Source organism: Lentzea sp. NPDC042327, from assembly GCF_040647275.1.
Lineage (GTDB): Bacteria > Actinomycetota > Actinomycetes > Mycobacteriales > Pseudonocardiaceae > Lentzea.
Genome location: NZ_JBEZBX010000004.1, coordinates 273,208 through 289,254, shown reverse-complemented (window position 1 = coordinate 289,254; position 16,047 = coordinate 273,208). Strand labels below are relative to the sequence as shown.

The following is a 16,047-nucleotide window of genomic DNA, read 5'->3' as shown; positions in this document are numbered from 1 at the left end:
GGGCCCCTCACAGGTGCTGGGAGTAGGAGTCGAACGGCGCGTCCGGCTCACCGGAGGGCGTGAAGTGGTCGATGTTCTGCATCGTCGGGCCCCACTCCGCACGCGGCTTCCACACCGCCTCGACGCGCATGCCCATCCGCACGTCCTCGGGCGCGACGCCCAGGAGCAGGTGCAGGAACGGGATGTCCGCGCCGTCGAGCAGCACGTACGCCGAGACGTACGGCGGCGGGATGCGCTGGCCCAGGAAAGGCACGTTGACCACGCAGAACGTCGTGATCGTGCCGTGGTCGGACAGCTCGACCGGATCGGTTGTGGGCACACCGTCGGTGGGGCAGGCCGGGCGCGGCGGGAAGTACACCTTCTCGCACGCGGGGCAGCGTTGCGCTACCAGCCGCCCCTCCATGAGCCCGCGCAGGAACGGGTCCTCGGTCGGCGACGCGGTGTGCGTGTAGTGCAGGTGCACCGGGGTCGTGACCATGGTGACGTCGTCGGCCTCGACCGGCTCGTCGCCCGGTTCGCCGGACAGCTCGAAGCACTCGATGTCGGTGATCGCGCCGACCCGGTCGTCGCGCCAGCACACCCGGACGCGGGCGCCGGTGGAGATCCGGTCGGGTGATCCCGCGTCGACGGCGTGCAGCATCGACGTGTCGGCGCCGTCGAGCTGGACCAGCGCCCACGCGAACGGGCGGTCCAGCGGCTGGCCTTCCAGCGGTTCGGGAATCCACGACCACCCGCGCACGACACCGGTCGAGGCCACGTCCACGAACTCGGTCAGCCGCTCGGCGGTCACCGGGTCGTACTCCAGCGGCGGCACGTGCACACGGCCGTCCGCGCCGCGGATGCCGGTGACCTTCCTGCGGCGGAGGTCGGAGAGGAAGCGGCCGAGCGTGGGTCCGGTCGAGCGCGTGTAGTCGAAGCCCACGTCCAGCGGAGCACTCAGGGGCCTAGGCACAGATCAAAGTGAAACAGGTTCTCGAAATGGTGGCAAGATGGCGGCATGAAGCTTGGTCTGCAGCTCGGCTACTGGGGCGCTGCGCCGCCCGCGAACGCCCCCGAACTCGTGGCGGCGGCGGAGGAGTGCGGGTTCGACGCGGTGTTCGCCGCGGAGGCCTGGGGCTCCGACGCCTTCACCCCGTTGGCGTGGTGGGGATCCGCCACCCGACGGGTCCGGCTCGGCACGTCGGTCGTGCAGATGTCCGCGCGCACACCGGCCGCGTGCGCGATGCACGCGTTGACCCTGGACCACCTGTCCGGCGGGCGGTTCGTCCTCGGGCTGGGCGTCTCCGGCCCGCAGGTGGTGGAGGGCTGGTACGGGCAGCCGTTCGCGAAACCCCTGGCCAGGACCAGGGAGTACCTGTCGGTGCTGCGGCAGGTGCTGGCCCGCGAGGCGCCGGTGACCAACGCCGGTCCGCACTACCCGTTGCCGTACCGGGGGCCGGGTGCGCTGGGGCTGGGCAAGCCGCTCAAGCCGATCACCCACCCGCTGCGCGCCGGCCTGCCGATCTGGCTGGGTGCCGAGGGGCCGAAGAACGTGGCGCTGGCAGCGGAGATCGCCGACGGGTGGCTCGCGATCTACTACGCGCCGCGCCTGGCCGGCATGTACGACGAATGGCTGGAGGAGGGACTGGCGAAAGCGGGGCGCACGCGGGCGGACTTCGAGGTCGCCGCCACCTGCCAGGTGGTCGTGACCGACGATCCCGTTGGCGTGCGCGGGTTCCTGAAGCCGTTCGTAGCCCTGTACATCGGCGGGATGGGTGCGCCCGGGATGAACTTCCACGCCGAGGTGTTCACCCGCATGGGATACGGCGAGGCCGTCGCCGACATCGGCAAGCTCTACCGGGCGGGACGCAAGGACGAGGCGGCGCAGGTGGTCCCGGACGAGCTGGTGCGGGAGATCAGCATCGTCGGCAGCGCCGAGGAGGTGCGCGCGGAGGTCGCCCGGTGGGAGGCCGCCGGGGTCACCCAGTTGCTCGTCGGCTGCCGCGACACCGACTCGATCAAGGCCGTCTCCGAGGCTTGTCAGTAGATGAAACACGTTCTACTTTGAGGAGGTGGCAGGACTCTGGAACACCGCGTCGGAGCAGCCGGACCTGACCGCGTTGGTCGACCCCGGCGGCCGTGGGACCACCTACCGGGAGCTGGCGGCGGAGGCGAACCGGTACGGCCGGGGGTTCCAGGCCCTGGGGCTGACACCCGGCGACAGCATCGTGCTGATGCTGCCCAACAGCGCCGAGCTCGTGGCGGTGTACTTCGCCGCCTACCAGACCGGTCTCTACGTCGTGATGGCGAACTGGCACCTGACCGGCGCCGAGGTGGCCTACCTCGTGCAGGACAGCGGTGCCAAGGCGTTCGTAGGTCATGAACGCTTCGCCGCCGCGGCGGTCGAAGCGGCGGCGGGTCTGCCGTCCGAAGCGAAGTTCGCGGTGGGCGAGATCGACGGCTTCCGGCCGTTGGGGAGTCTCGGCGAGGGCGAAGAGGGCCGGCCCGACGTTCGCACGACCGGGTCGCCGATGCTCTACACCTCCGGCACCACCGGGCGGCCCAAGGGCGTGCGCAGGCCGTTGACCGGCGCCGACCCGGACGTCGTACCCGGCTCGGCGCCGTGGTTCTTCGGCATCTTCGGCCTGCGGCCGTTCGACGGGCACGTGCACCTGTGCGGGTCGCCGCTCTACCACACGGCGGTGCTCAACTTCGTCGTCATCTCCATCCAGCTCGGGCACACCACCGTGCTGATGGACCACTGGGACCCCGAGGACATGCTGCGGCTGATCGAACGGCACAAGGTCACCCACAGCCACATGGTGCCGACCCAGTTCCACCGCCTGCTCGCGCTGCCCGACGAGGTGAAGGGCAGGTACGACCTGTCCTCGTTGCGCGCGATGATCCACGGCGCCGCGCCGTGCCCGGTCGAGGTCAAGCGCAGGATGCTCGACTGGTGGGGACCGGTCGTGATCGAGTACTACGCGGCGACCGAGGGCGGCGGCACGGTGATCAGCGCGCAGGAGTGGCTGCGCAAGCCCGGATCGGTCGGACTGCCGTGGCCCACGTCGGAGATCAAGGTGCTCGACGAAGACGGGAACGAGCTGCGCGCCGGTGAGCGCGGCTTGGTCTACCTGCGGATGGGCGACGCGACGTTCGAGTACCACAAGGACGCCGAGAAGACCCGCGCTGCCCGCGTCGGCAAGCTGTTCACGTTGCAGGACGTCGGGTACCTCGACGAGGACGGCTACCTGTTCCTGTGCGACCGGAAGAACGACATGATCATCTCCGGCGGGGTCAACATCTACCCGGCCGAGGTCGAGGGCGAGCTGGTGTGCCACCCGAAGGTCGCCGACGTGGCCGTCTTCGGCATCCCGCACCCGGACTGGGGCGAGCAGGTCAAGGCGGTCGTGCAGCCGGTCGACGGCGTCGAACCCGGCCAGGAGCTGACCGACGAGCTGCTGGAGTTCGCCCGCACCCGGCTCGCGAAGTTCAAGCTGCCGCGCACGATCGAGTACCTGGCCGAGCTGCCGCGCGACCCGAACGGCAAGCTGTACAAGCGGAAACTGCGCGATGCGTGACCGCATCAGGATGACCCCGGCCGAGGTCGACGCGTTCCTCGCCGGGCAGAAGACGTTGGTCGTGGCGACCATCGGGCGCGACGGCCTGCCGCACCTGGCGCCGATGTGGTTCGCGTGGCTGGACGGCGAGATCGTGTTCTGCACCGACCGCAAGTCGCAGAAGGTCGTGAACCTGCGCCGCGACCCGCGGTGCAGCGTGCTCGCCGAGGCGGGGGAGACCTACGACCAGCTGCGCGGCGTGCACATGGAGGGCGTCACCGAGTTCACACCCGACCTCGGCCGCGTGGTCGACGCGGTGGTGGCGCGCAACTTCGGCGAGGTCGGCTCGTCCGACGCCGAGCGGGACGCCCTGCGCAAGGCCATGGCGCGGCGCGTGGCCGTGATCTTCCGTCCGGCCAGGACGGCCAGCTGGGACCACCGGAAGCTGATGTCGGGAGTGACCCCATGACCCTGAACCGCCGTCAGGTGCTCGCCGGAGCAGGCCTCGCGCTGGCCTCCGGCCTCGTGCACACCGGTACCGCCGAGGCGGACCTCGGTGAGTACGACGTGGTGGTGGTCGGGTCGGGCGCCGCCGGCATGACCGCCGCGCTGACCGCCGCCAAACGCGGGCTGAGCGTCGTGGTGGTGGAGAAGGCGCCGACGTTCGGTGGTTCCGCCGCACGCTCCGGCGCGGGCATCTGGATCCCGAACAACGAGGTGATCCTCGCCGCGGGCGTCCAGGACACCCCGGCGAAGGCCGCGCAGTACCTGTCGGCCGTGGTGGGCGACATCCCGCCGGCACGACAGCAGGCCTACCTGAGCGCCGGGCCGCGGATGATCTCGTTCTTGCTGCGCAACAGCCCGCTGCGGTTCCGGTACATGGACGGCTACAGCGACTACTACCCGGAGTACCCCGGCGGCATCGCGCGCGGTCGTTCCATCGAGCCGGACGTGTTCGACGGCACCCTCCTCGGCGCCGAGCTCGCGAACCTCAACCCGCCGTACCTCGCCGTGCCGCCGGGCATGGTCATCTTCAGCGCCGACTACAAGTGGCTGGCGCTGGCCCTGGTGAACGCGAAGGGCGCCGCGGTGGCCGCCGCCGCGCTGGCCCGCGGTACCGCTGCCGCGCTGGCCGGGCAGAAGCCGTTGACCATGGGCCAGTCGCTGGCCGGCGCGCTGCGGCTGGGGCTGATGCAGGCCGGTGTGCCGGTGTGGCTGAACACGCCGTTGGTCGACCTGCACGTGGTCGGTGGTGCCGTGCGTGGCGTCGTGACCTCACGTGGACTCGTGCGCGCCCGTCGTGGCGTGATCATGGGTTCGGGCGGTTTCGAGCACAACGCGGCCATGCGCGCGCAGTACCAGCAACAGCCGATCGGCACCCAGTGGACCGTGGGCGCCAAGGAGAACACCGGCGACGGCCACCGCGCCGGCCAACGCCTCGGTGCCGCGTTCGACCTGATGGACGACGCCTGGTGGGGCCCCGCGATCCCGGTACCCGGCTCGCCGTACTTCTGCCTCGCCGAGCGCACGCTGCCGGGCGGGTTGATGATCAACCAGCTCGGGCAGCGGTTCGTCAACGAGGCCGCGCCCTACAGCGACGTCGTGCACGTCATGTACGACAAGAACCCCACCGCGCCGTGCATCCCGGCATGGCTGGTGGTCGACCAGAACTACCGCAACCGCTACCTGTTCGCCGACGTCGCGCCCGCGCTGCCGTTGCCGGACGGCTGGTACCAGAACGGCGCGGTGGTGAGGAACTGGTCGCTGGACGGCCTGGCATCGGCGATCGGGGTGCCCGCGGCCGCGTTGAAGGCGACCGTGAGCCGGTTCAACAACCAGGCGTTCTCCGGCCGTGACACCGACTTCCACCGCGGCGACAGCGCCTACGACCACTACTACACCGACCCGGCGGTCATCCCGAACTCGTGCCTGGCACCGTTGTGGGCGCCGCCGTTCTACGCGTTCAAGATCGTTCCTGGCGACCTCGGCACCAAGGGCGGCATGGTCACCGACGCGCGCGCTCGGGTGCTGCGGCCGGACGGCTCGGTGATCCCTGGCCTGTACGCGGCGGGCAACGTGAGCTCCGCGGTGATGGGCCGCAGCTACGCCGGTGCGGGTTCGACGATCGGCCCGGCCATGACGTTCGCCTACATCGCCGCGAACGACATCTAACCCGACCTTCCTTGCTGTTCTGGCATCTGCAAGTACTACTTGCAGATGCCAGAGCAGCAAGGGGGCTTGCGGGGAGGTGAGCGTCAGCGGCCTTGGAAGTCCGGCTTCCGCTTCGCCGCGAACGCCCGCGGCCCCTCCTTGGCGTCCTCGCTGCGGAACACCTCCATGCCCAGCCGGGCGTCCACTGTGAACGCGTCGTTCTCGTGCATGCCCTCGGTCACGCGGATGGTCCGCAGGATCGCCCTGATCGCCACCGGACCGTTCGCCGCGATCAGGTCGGCCAGCTCCATCGCCTTGGTCAACGCCTGGCCGTCCGGCACGACGTGACCGATCAGGCCGATCTCCTTGGCCTCCGGTGCCGTGATGTGCCGCCCGGTCAGCAGCAGGTCGGCCGCGACCGTGTACGGGATCTGCCGGGGCAGCCGGACCGCCGAACCGCCCAGCGGGAACAGGCCCCAGCGCGGTTCGGAGACGCCGAAGCGCGCGCTCTCGCCGGCCACCCGGATGTCCGTCGCCTGGAGGATCTCCGTGCCCCCCGCGATGGCCGGACCTTCGACGGCCGCGATGAGCGGTTTCGTCAACCGGCGACCCTTCAGCAGCGGTTCGATCACCGAGAAGTCGTACCCCGTGGTCTCGCCGGGGTGGTTCTGCGTCATCGCCTTGAGGTCCGCGCCCGCGCAGAACGCCCCGCCCGCACCGGTCAGGACGCACACGCGCACGTCGGGATCGTCGTCCACGCGGTCCCACGCCTCGCGCATGATGGCCATCATCGGGCCGGACAACGCGTTGCGCGCCTCCGGCCGGTTCATCGTGACCACGAGGACGTGCCCGCTGCGCTCCACCAGGCAATGCGGCTCTGCAGTGGTCGTCATCCGGGGTGCCTCCTGGATCGAGTCTGACCGCACGGGGGATTGTCCAGAACAGTAACACGTTCTACTTTGCAGGACATGGCCCTCAACGTCGCAGACCTCGTTGAACACGCCGCCGACACCGTGCCCGAACGCACCGCGCTCATCTGCGGTGCCAAGCGGGTCACCTACGCCGAGCTCGAGGCGCGCGCCAACAAGCTGGCGCACCACCTGGCAAGCAACGGCGTGACAGCGGGTCAGCACGTCGGCCTGTACGCGCGCAACTCCATCGAGCTGGTCGAGGCGATGCTCGCGGTCTACAAGCTGCGGGCCGTCGCGATCAACGTGAACTACCGCTACACCAAGAACGAGTTGCAGTACCTGTTCGGTGAGGCGGACCTGGTCGCGCTGGTGCACGAGCGCCGCTACTCACCGCTCGTGGCCGAGGTCGACGCGCCGGAGCTCAGGGTCGTGATCGACGACGAGTCCTCTGAGGACTTCGGCGGCACCGAGTACGAGGCCGCGCTGGCCGCCCAGTCCGGCGACCGGGACTTCGGCCCGCGCAGCGCCGACGACCTCTACATCCTCTACACCGGCGGCACGACCGGCATGCCCAAGGGCGTGATGTGGCGGCACGAGGACGTGTGGCGCACGCTCGGCGGCGGCATCGACTTCGTGACCGGCGAGCGCGTCACCGACGAGTGGCAGCAGGCCAACTCCGGCAAGGACTACGGGCTGGTGCGGCTGTGCCTGCCGCCGCTGATCCACGGTGCCGCGCAGTGGGCCGTGCTCGGCGCGTTGTTCGGCGGCAGCACCGTCGTGCTGGTGCCGAAGTTCGACCCGGCCGAGGTCTGGCGGGTGATCGGCAGGGAGAAGGTGCAGGTCGCCGTGATCACCGGCGACGCCATGGGCCGGCCGCTGATCGAGGAGTTCCAGCGCGGCGAGTACGACGGGTCGTCGTTGTTCATCATCAACAGCAGCGCCGCGCTCTTCTCCTACACCGTGAAGAAGCAGTACCACGAGCTGCTGCCGCACACGACGCTGCTGGAGTCGATCGGGTCGAGCGAGACCGGGTCCACCGGCATCGGCGCGGTGCCCAGGGAGATGGTGAAGACCGACGGCACGAAGGTGAAGCTGAACGAGGACACCATCGTCGTCGACGAGAACGGCACCAGGCTCGAACCGGAACCCGGCGTCGTCGGCAAGCTCGCCCGCGGCGGCCACATCCCGCTGGGCTACTACAAGGACCCCGAGAAGACCGCGAAGATGTTCATCGAGGTCGACGGCAAGCGCTACACGGTTCCCGGTGACTTCGCCCGGTTCGAGGCCGACGGCGACATCACGTTGCTGGGCCGCGGCAACACGTGCGTGAACACCGGCGGCGAGAAGGTGTTCCCCGAAGAGGTCGAAGGGGTGCTGAAGTCGCACCCCGGCGTGTTCGACGCGCTCGTGATCGGCATCCCCGACGACCTGCTCGGCCAACGGGTCGGCGCGCTGGTCCAGCCGCGTGACGGCGCCACCCCGACACTGTCCGAACTGGACGCTCACGTCCGCGAGACGCTGGCCGGCTACAAGGTGCCGCGCTCGCTCTGGCTGGTCGACGAGATCGGCCGCACCCCCAGCGGCAAACCCGACTACCAGTGGGCCCGGCGCCACGTGGAGGAGCATGCGCACCAACCTGTGTGACACGTTCGGCATCGAACACCCGGTCTTCGGCTTCACACCGTCCGAGCACGTGGCCGCCGCGATCAGCCGCGCCGGTGGTCTCGGCGTGCTGGGCTGCGTGCGGTTCAACGACGCCGAGGACCTCGACCGCGCGCTGACGTGGATGGACCAGAACACCGACGGCAAACCGTACGGCGTCGACATCGTGATGCCCGCCAAGGTGCCGACCGAGGGCACGCAGGTCGACCTGGACAAGCTCATCCCGCAGGGCCACCGGGACTTCGTGGACCGCACCCTGCTCTCCCTCGGCGTCCCACCGCTCCCCGACGGCGCCGGCGGCGAGGGTGTGCTCGGCTGGCTGCACTCGGTGGCCCGGTCGCACGTGGACGTGGCGCTGGAGCACCCCGTCCGGCTCGTCGCCAACGCGCTGGGCTCCCCGCCGGTGGACGTGATCGAACGCGTGCACGCCGCCGGTGTCCCGGTCGCCGCCCTCGCGGGCAAGGCCGAACACGCCCGCAGGCACGTCGAGAACGGCGTGGACGTCGTGGTGGCGCAAGGCTACGAGGCCGGCGGGCACACCGGCGAGGTCGCCACGATGGTGCTCGTGCCGGAGGTCGTGGACGCCGTGGACGTCCCGGTGCTGGCCGCGGGAGGCATCGGCTCCGGCCGGCAAGCCGCCGCCGCGCTGGCACTGGGCGCCTCCGGCGTGTGGATGGGCTCCTGCTGGCTCACGACCGCCGAGTACGCGCTGGGCAACTCCTCCACGCAGGAGGCGTTGCTGGCGGCCGGGTCCGGTGACACCGTGCGGACCCGGATCTACACCGGCAAACCCGCGCGGCTGCTCAGGACGCGCTGGACCGAGGCGTGGGCGTCGGCCCACGCACCCGACCCGTTGCCCATGCCGTTGCAGAACATCCTGGTCAGCGAGGCGCACCAGCGGATCGCGCGGTCCTCGGACCCGTCGGTGGTGTCGATGCCGGTCGGGCAGGTCGTGGGGCGGATGAACGAGGTGCGGCCGGTCGCCGAGGTGATCGCCGACCTGCTCGCCGAGTTCGAGGACACGGTGAAGCGGCTGGGCGAGCTCGCGCGGTGAGCGGGTCGGGGCCTGCCGGTCACATGGCCGCGCTGAGCCTGAGGAGCTGGGCGGTCGCCCCGCCCAGCTCGAACTCGGCGCGCTTGGCCGCCGTGAAGTACCGGTGCACCCCGTGGCCCATGTCGATGCCCGTCCCGCCGTGGACGTGCACGGCGGTGTGCGCCACCCGGTGACCGGCGTCCGCGGCCCAGAACTTGGCGGTCGCCACCTCGGCCTCGGCGGGCAAGCCCTCCGCCAGCCGCCAGGCAGCCTGCCACAACGTCAGCCGGATCGCGGAGACGTCGACGTAGGCGTCGGCCAGGCGTTGGGCCACCGCCTGGAAAGCCCCGATCGGCCGCCCGAACTGCACCCGCGTGCGGGCGTGCTCGGCGGTGAGCTCCAGCGCGCGTTCGGTGACGCCGAGCTGGTAGGCGCACAACCCGAGCGCGTAGCGGGTGGTGAGCCAGCCGGGGGTGACGCCCTCGACCGGCTCGCCGCCGCCGGTGAACGCGAACGTGCCCGCCTCCGACCCGTCGAGGAGCACCTGCGGTGCGATGTCGAGGTCCGCGGCCTGCACGAGGAACACCTCGTCGCCCGACGCCACCAGGAACGCCTCGGCCGATGTCGCGCACGGCACCGCGGTCTTCGCGCCCGCGGGGTCCTCGGCGAGCGCCACCGACAGCACGGTCGCGGGGTCCACGCGCCGGCCGGACAGGGCCAGGGCGGTCTGCGCGAGCGTCGCCGGCAGGTACGGGACGGCGGCGACCGCGCGCCCCAGCTCGACCAGCACCGCGCAGTGCTCCAGCACGCCGAGCTCGGCCGGGTCCTCCGGCACCACGCCCGCCTTCACGAGGTCGGCCCACGGTGCGCCGGAGGACTCGACGATCTCGCGGGTCAGCGCGGCCAGCTCCCGTTGCGCCTCGGTCAGCGTGAAGTCCACGTCTCCTCCTACCGAGGTACGGCGGGCAGCCCGAGGCCGGCCCGCGCGATGATGTCGCGCTGGATCTCGTTGGTGCCGCCGCCGAACGTCAGGATCAGTGCGGAGCGGTGCATGCGCTCGACCCGGCCGTGCAGCAGGGCGCCGGGGGAGCCCGCACGGACGATCCCGCCGGCCCCCAGCACCTCCATCAGCAACCGGTAGCCCTCGGTCGCGAACTCGGTGCCGAACACCTTGGTGGCGGAGGCCTCCGCAGGTGAGGGCGCCTCATCGCCGCCGGACGCGAGCTTCCAGTTGATGAGCTTGAGGTACTCGGTCTTGGCGTGCGCGCGCGCGAGGTGCAGCCGGACCCACTCCTGCCGGTCGGCACCGGTTTCCCGCGCCCACTGGCGGACCTCGCGCAGCGCGGTCTGCAACGGAGCGGCCGAGCAGAGCGCGACGCGTTCGTGGTTGAGCTGGTTGGTGATGAGCTTCCAGCCCTGGTGCTCGGTGCCGATGAGGTTCGCGGCGGGCACACGCACGTCGTCGTAGAAGGTCGCGCTGGTGGTGGGGCCGGACATCGTGGGCACCGGTGTCCAGGAGAAGCCCTCGGACGCCGTCGGCACGATGATGATGCTCAGGCCCCGGTGCCGTTCGGACCCCTGGTCGGTGCGGCACGCGAGCCACACGTAGTCGGCGTACTGGACGAGGCTGGTCCACATCTTCTGGCCGGTGACCACGTAGTCGTCGCCGTCGCGGACGGCCCGCGTGCGCAGTGCCGCCAGGTCGGTGCCCGCCTCCGGCTCGCTGTAGCCGATCGCGAAGTGGATCTCACCGCCGGCGATCCTGGGCAGGTAGAACGCCTTCTGCTCCTCGGTGCCGTACGCCATGATCGTCGGTCCGATGGAGTTCAGCGTCAGGAACGGCACCGGCGCGCCCGCCGCGGAGGCCTCGTCGAGGAAGACCAGCTGCTCGATCATGGGGCGGTCGCGGCCGCCGTACTCCCGCGGCCAGCCGATGGTGAGCCAGCCGTCCTTCCCCATCTGGCGGACGGTGTCCTTGTACACCTCGGCGTCGCCGTAGTCGCCACCGGAGCTCAGCGCGGCCCTGCGCTCCGGTGTCATGAGCGCCGCGAAGTACGCCCGCAGCTCGTCGCGCAGGCTCTCCTGCTCGGGCGTGAAACCGATGCGCATGCCCGCTACTCTAGAACAAGTTCTATTTTCTGTCAGGAGGCCGCGATGAAGGTCGACGTCGACCCGTCGCTGTGCGAGGCGCACGGCGTGTGCACGACAATCCTGCCCGAGGTATTCGATCTCGACGATGACGAAGTTCTGCAGATCCGGCCCGGTGCCGTGACCCCGGCGGAGGAGCCGGTGGCCGAGCGGGCGGTGGCGTCGTGCCCCAAGAGTGCGCTCCGGCTCTCACGCTGATGGACCTTGTCACGAACAGGAACAGATTCTAGTGTGCGACGGGTACCTCGGCCGTGAGCTCAGCGAGGAGTGATACCGGTGAAGGCTGCCGTGCTCAACCAGGTCGGCGACGACAAGCTCGAGCTCCGCGACGACGTGACCACCACCGCGCCGGGGCCGCAGGAAGTCCGCATCAGGATCAAGGCGTGCGGGGTGTGCCACAGCGACCTGTCCGCCATGGACGGAACGCTGCCGGCCCTCGTGCCGGGGGTGGTCGGGCACGAGGGCGCGGGGGAGGTCGTCGAGATCGGCAGCGCCGTGACGTCGCTCGCGGTGGGCGACCACGTCGTGATCACGTTCGTGCCGCCGTGCGGGAAGTGCGCGCAATGCGTGAGCTCCCAACCACATCTGTGCCTCGTCCACACGCTCTCCGCGTTCACGTCACCGCGGTTCGTGGTGGGTGGGAACCCGGCGTTCGGGTACGCGGGACTCGGTGCGTTCGCCGAGGAGATGGTGGTGCCGGCGGACGCGGCGCTGAAGATCGACGACGACATCCCGTTCGACGTCGCCGCGCTGCTGTCGTGCGGCATCCTGACCGGCGTCGGCGCGGTGCTCAACACCGCGAGGGTCGAACCGGGCGCGAGCGTCGCGGTGATCGGCTGCGGTGGCGTCGGCATCGCGGTGATCCAGGGCGCGCGGCTCGCCGCAGCCGCCAAGATCGTCGCCGTCGACCCGGTGACGGAGAAGCACGAGGTGGCACAACACTTCGGTGCGACGCACGCGACGACACCGGACGGCATCGCCGAGCTGAACAACCAGCTGAACACGGGCATGGGCTTCGACTACGTCTTCGACGTGGTGGGGCTGCCGGCGACGATCCGCCAGGCGTGGGACCTGACCCGGCGTGGCGGCCACACGGTGGTCGTGGGCGCGGGCAAGGCCGACGCGATGGTGTCGTTCAGCGCGCAGGAGCTGTTCCTGCACGACAAGACGCTGCACGGGTCGTTCTACGGGACGGCCAACTTCCGGCGGGACGTGCCGCGCATGCTGGCGCTGTGGCGGCAGGGGCGGCTCGACCTGGAGGGCATGATCAGCAAGCGGATCCGGTTCGAGGACCTCAACGAGGGCCTGCAGGCGTTGCGCGGCGGCGGATCGCTGATCCGGCAGGTAGTGCTGTTCGACTAGGAGTCTCTTGTGGACCTTGCGGGGAAGGTCGCCGTCGTCACGGGCGCCGGTGCCGGGCTGGGCAGGGCAGAAGCGCTCGCGTTGGCCGGCGCCGGCGCGTCGGTGGTGCTGAACGACCTGCCGGGAGCGGCCGACGCGGTCGTGGCCGAGGTCGAGGAGCGCGGCGCGAAGTGCGCGGTGGTCGAGGGCGACGTGGGGGAGCGCGACACCGCCGACGCCCTGGTGGCCGCGGCGGTGGAGCTCGGCGGGTTGCACGTCGTGGTGAACAACGCGGGCGTACTGCGCGACCGGATGCTCGTCAACATGTCCGACGAGGACTGGGACCTCGTGGTCCGCGTGCACCTGCGCGGCCACTTCCTGTTGTCGCGCAACGCGGTCGCACTGTGGCGGCAGCAGTCGAAGGCTTCGTGCGGACCGGTGTACGCGCGGATCGTCAACACCTCCTCCGAGGCGTTCCTGCTCGGGTCGGAGGGCCAGGCGAACTACGCGGCGGCCAAGGCGGGGATCACCGCGCTGACCGTCGCGACCGCCCGCGGCACCGGCCGGTACGGCGTGCGCGCCAACGCCATCTGCCCCCGTGCGCGCACCGGCATGACCGCGCACGTCTTCGGTGACGCGCCCAGCGGCGCCGACCCGCTGGACCCCGTGCACGTCGCGCGGTTCGTGGCGTACCTGGCCTCGCCCGCGGCCGCGGAGATCAGCGGGCAGGTGTTCGTGGTGCACGGCGGGATGGTCGCCCTGATGGCGCCCCCGGCCGTGGAACAGCGCTTCGACGCGCTGGAGGACGTCGCGGGGTACTTCGCCGCGCGTGATCCGCAGAGGACTTTCTCCTGTACCGAAACGCTCGCCCTGTAGGAGGAGCTGTGACGCTCACCGTGCAACCGCACCGCGAGACGCTGGGGTTGAAGGACGGCCGGCTCTTCGTGGGAGGTCAGTTCCGCGACGCGGAGGAGACCTGGACGCACCGCCACCCCGCGACCGGCGAGGAGATCGGCCGGTTCGCCGTCGCCACGCCGAGGGACGTCGACGACGCGGTGCTGGCCGCGCGCAAGGCGTTCGACGACGGCGTGTGGTCGCGCGCTCGGGTGCAGGAACGCATCCGGGTGCTGCTGCGGTACGCGAATCTGTTGCGGGAGAACGCCGACGAGCTGCGTGGACTGCAGGCGCTGGACAACGGGGTGCCGCTGTCGTTCGGGCAGATCTACGCGACCTCGGTGGGGATAGCGGCGGACATCTTCGAGCACCACGCGGGCTGGATCGACAAGGCCGGCGGCCAGACCCTGCCGCCGTACCAGGGCGGTGACCACCTGGCGATGACGTTCCGCGAGCCGGTCGGAGTGGTCGCGGCGATCCTGCCGTGGAACGCGCCGTTCGTGCTCTTCGCGCAGAAGCTCGCGCCCGCGCTGGCCGCCGGCTGCACGGTCGTGGTGAAGCCGTCGGAGTTCGCGTCGTTCTGCGTGATCCGGATGGTGGAGCTGCTGACCGAGGCCGGCCTGCCCGACGGGGTGGTCAACCTGGTCACCGGACCGGGAGAGCCGACCGGGCAGGCGCTGATCGCGCACCCGCTGGTGGACAAGATCAGCTTCACCGGGTCGCGGGCGGTCGGCCGCAAGATCGTCGAGGCGTCGGCGGGGACGATGAAGCGGGTGTCGCTGGAGCTGGGCGGCAAGAGCCCCGCACTGGTGTTCGCCGACGCGCCGAACGTGGGCCTCGCCGCGATGACGTGCATGGGCATGGTCACCATGGGGTTGTCGGGGCAGGCGTGCGTGGCCCACACCCGTGCGCTGGTCGCGCGCGAGGTGCAGGAGGAGTTCGTCGCGATGGCCACGATGATGGCCGGGGCCGTGACGTTCGGCGACCCGTTCGACCCGGCGGTGCTGGCGAGCCCGCTGATCAACGAGCGGCAGCTGGAGCGCGTGCTCGGCTACATCGACCGCGGCCAGGAGGAAGGCGCCCGGCTGGTCACCGGTGGCACCCGGCTGGACGGCGAGTTCGCGTCCGGCAACTTCGTGGCGCCGACGATCTTCGCGGACGTCTCCAACGACATGGCGGTGGCGCGCGACGAGATCTTCGGGCCGGTGCTGACCGTGGTGCCGTTCGACGACGAGGACGAGGCGGTCCGGCTGGCCAACGACACCGACTACGGGCTCGGTGCCGGCATCTACACCAACGACGTGAAGCGGGCGTTCCGGGTCGCGAAGTCGTTGCGCGCCGGGATGGTCGGCGTCAACGGGTTCCAGCTGGAGCCGCACGTGCCGTTCGGCGGGTACAAGCAGTCCGGGCTCGGCCGTGAGGGCGGGCAGAGCGCCTACGAGGCCTACACCGAGCTCAAGACCGTGATGATGCCGCTGACCGACGAGCTGATGTGATGCGGCTGTCCGGCAAGGTCGCCCTGATCACCGGCGCGGCCCGCGGCCAGGGTGCGGCAGCGGCCAGCCGGTTCGTCGCCGAGGGCGCGTCGGTGCTGCTGACCGACGTGCTCGACGAACCGGGCAAGGAGCTGGCCGCGTCGCTCGGCGCGCCCTACTTCCACCTGGACGTGTCGTCCGAGGACGACTGGGCGGCGGCGGTGTCGGCGGCGGGCGAGCTGGGCGAGATCTCCGTGCTGGTGAACAACGCGGGCGTGCTCCACTTCTCGCCGCTCGCGGACACCACCCTGGCCGACTACCAGCGGGTCGTCTCGATCAACCAGGTCGGGACGTTCCTCGGGATGCGCGCCGTCGTGCCGTCGATGAAGCGGGCAGGCGGCGGGTCCATCGTGAACGTGTCGTCGGTCGAGGGGCTCGCCGGAATGCCGATGCTGACCGCGTACACGGCGTCGAAGTTCGCGATCCGCGGCATGACGAAGGTGGCGGCGCTGGAGCTGGGGGAGCACGGGATCCGGGTGAACTCGGTGCACCCCGGCGCGATCGACACCCCCATGGTCAGCACGGCGCTGGGCCGCGAGATCGACGTGTCGCCGATCGGCAGGCGGCTGGCGCTGCGGCGGATCGGGCAGCCGGAGGACGTGGCGAACGTCGTGCTGTTCCTGGCCAGCGACGAGAGCGCGTACTGCACCGGCGGGGAGTTCGCGGTGGACGGTGGAGCGACGGCGACGCACGCCCTGGGCCGCTGACCTGGGCTTCCAAAATTGTCAGACCTCGTCGCTACCGTTGACGGTGCACGGTCGGAACGAGGGGTGCGGCAGTCCCCGAGCACTGGTCGTGTCCTCGTCGTCGGGGGTGGATGCCCCGGTCGTGCT

Annotated in this window: 15 protein-coding genes; 11 read left to right on the top strand and 4 right to left on the bottom strand. The window is 70.7% G+C overall.

Going from position 1 to position 16,047, the window contains the following annotated elements; genetic code table 11:
- Nucleotides 1–7: 7 nt before the first annotated feature.
- Nucleotides 8–952: an OB-fold domain-containing protein gene (locus tag AB0A63_RS12215; protein ID WP_360389018.1), complete on the bottom strand. Its 945-nt coding sequence runs from the start codon at nucleotides 950–952 to the stop codon at nucleotides 8–10.
- 45 nt (nucleotides 953–997) lie between these two features.
- Here AB0A63_RS12215 and AB0A63_RS12210 point away from each other — a divergent pair, with 45 nt between their 5' ends.
- From AB0A63_RS12210 to kstD, 4 genes are read left to right on the top strand one after another with little or no spacing between them, the layout of a single operon-like run.
- The gene (locus tag AB0A63_RS12210) at nucleotides 998–2,026 is read left to right on the top strand and encodes an LLM class F420-dependent oxidoreductase (protein WP_360389015.1); all 1,029 of its coding nucleotides are present in this window, start codon (nucleotides 998–1,000) and stop codon (nucleotides 2,024–2,026) included.
- A 25-nt stretch (nucleotides 2,027–2,051) separates the two neighbouring features.
- Entirely contained in the window at nucleotides 2,052–3,560 is a 1,509-nt protein-coding gene (locus tag AB0A63_RS12205) for an acyl-CoA synthetase (protein ID WP_360389012.1), read from the top strand.
- Nucleotides 3,553–4,008, top strand: a complete 456-nt coding sequence (locus AB0A63_RS12200; protein ID WP_360389009.1) for a TIGR03618 family F420-dependent PPOX class oxidoreductase — start codon at nucleotides 3,553–3,555, stop codon at nucleotides 4,006–4,008. The genes AB0A63_RS12205 and AB0A63_RS12200 overlap by 8 nt, the downstream gene beginning before the upstream one ends.
- Nucleotides 4,005–5,711 carry a 3-oxosteroid 1-dehydrogenase gene (gene kstD / locus AB0A63_RS12195; RefSeq protein ID WP_360389007.1) on the top strand — a complete coding sequence of 569 codons (1,707 nt, stop codon included), beginning with the start codon at nucleotides 4,005–4,007 and terminating at the stop codon, nucleotides 5,709–5,711. The genes AB0A63_RS12200 and kstD overlap by 4 nt, the downstream gene beginning before the upstream one ends.
- 83 nt (nucleotides 5,712–5,794) lie before the next feature.
- On the opposite strand, the gene AB0A63_RS12190 is transcribed toward kstD, so the two are convergent.
- Nucleotides 5,795–6,583: a crotonase/enoyl-CoA hydratase family protein gene (locus tag AB0A63_RS12190; RefSeq protein ID WP_360389004.1), complete on the bottom strand. Its 789-nt coding sequence runs from the start codon at nucleotides 6,581–6,583 to the stop codon at nucleotides 5,795–5,797.
- Between the two features lie 75 nt (nucleotides 6,584–6,658).
- Between AB0A63_RS12190 and AB0A63_RS12185 the strand changes: the two genes are divergently transcribed.
- Both AB0A63_RS12185 and AB0A63_RS12180 read left to right on the top strand, forming a co-directional pair.
- Nucleotides 6,659–8,245: an acyl-CoA synthetase gene (locus tag AB0A63_RS12185; RefSeq protein WP_360389001.1), complete on the top strand. Its 1,587-nt coding sequence runs from the start codon at nucleotides 6,659–6,661 to the stop codon at nucleotides 8,243–8,245.
- On the top strand, nucleotides 8,226–9,317 hold the full coding sequence (locus AB0A63_RS12180; RefSeq protein WP_360388998.1) for a nitronate monooxygenase family protein: 1,092 nt from the start codon (nucleotides 8,226–8,228) through the stop codon (nucleotides 9,315–9,317). The genes AB0A63_RS12185 and AB0A63_RS12180 overlap by 20 nt, the downstream gene beginning before the upstream one ends.
- A gap of 19 nt (nucleotides 9,318–9,336) precedes the next feature.
- On the opposite strand, the gene AB0A63_RS12175 is transcribed toward AB0A63_RS12180, so the two are convergent.
- Both AB0A63_RS12175 and AB0A63_RS12170 read right to left on the bottom strand, forming a co-directional pair.
- Entirely contained in the window at nucleotides 9,337–10,236 is a 900-nt protein-coding gene (locus tag AB0A63_RS12175; RefSeq protein ID WP_360388996.1) for an acyl-CoA dehydrogenase family protein, read from the bottom strand.
- Nucleotides 10,237–10,244: 8 nt separating this feature from the next.
- On the bottom strand, nucleotides 10,245–11,405 hold the full coding sequence (locus tag AB0A63_RS12170) for an acyl-CoA dehydrogenase family protein (protein WP_360388993.1): 1,161 nt from the start codon (nucleotides 11,403–11,405) through the stop codon (nucleotides 10,245–10,247).
- 45 nt (nucleotides 11,406–11,450) lie between these two features.
- Between AB0A63_RS12170 and AB0A63_RS12165 the strand changes: the two genes are divergently transcribed.
- The 5 genes from AB0A63_RS12165 to AB0A63_RS12145 all read left to right on the top strand — a co-directional run bounded on the left by AB0A63_RS12165 (nucleotide 11,451) and on the right by AB0A63_RS12145 (nucleotide 15,921).
- A complete protein-coding gene (locus tag AB0A63_RS12165) occupies nucleotides 11,451–11,642 on the top strand; it encodes a ferredoxin (RefSeq protein ID WP_360388991.1) in 192 nt (63 codons plus the stop codon).
- Nucleotides 11,643–11,720: 78 nt separating this feature from the next.
- Nucleotides 11,721–12,806: a Zn-dependent alcohol dehydrogenase gene (locus AB0A63_RS12160; protein WP_360388988.1), complete on the top strand. Its 1,086-nt coding sequence runs from the start codon at nucleotides 11,721–11,723 to the stop codon at nucleotides 12,804–12,806.
- Between the two features lie 9 nt (nucleotides 12,807–12,815).
- Nucleotides 12,816–13,661 (top strand): SDR family NAD(P)-dependent oxidoreductase, encoded by an 846-nt coding sequence (locus AB0A63_RS12155; protein WP_360388985.1) that lies wholly within the window; start codon nucleotides 12,816–12,818, stop codon nucleotides 13,659–13,661.
- A gap of 8 nt (nucleotides 13,662–13,669) precedes the next feature.
- Complete coding sequence (locus AB0A63_RS12150; RefSeq protein WP_360388982.1) at nucleotides 13,670–15,175, top strand: aldehyde dehydrogenase family protein; 1,506 nt, start codon at nucleotides 13,670–13,672, stop codon at nucleotides 15,173–15,175.
- Nucleotides 15,175–15,921 carry a glucose 1-dehydrogenase gene (locus AB0A63_RS12145; protein ID WP_360388980.1) on the top strand — a complete coding sequence of 249 codons (747 nt, stop codon included), beginning with the start codon at nucleotides 15,175–15,177 and terminating at the stop codon, nucleotides 15,919–15,921. Before AB0A63_RS12150 ends, AB0A63_RS12145 begins: the two co-directional genes overlap by 1 nt.
- Nucleotides 15,922–16,047: the final 126 nt, after the last annotated feature.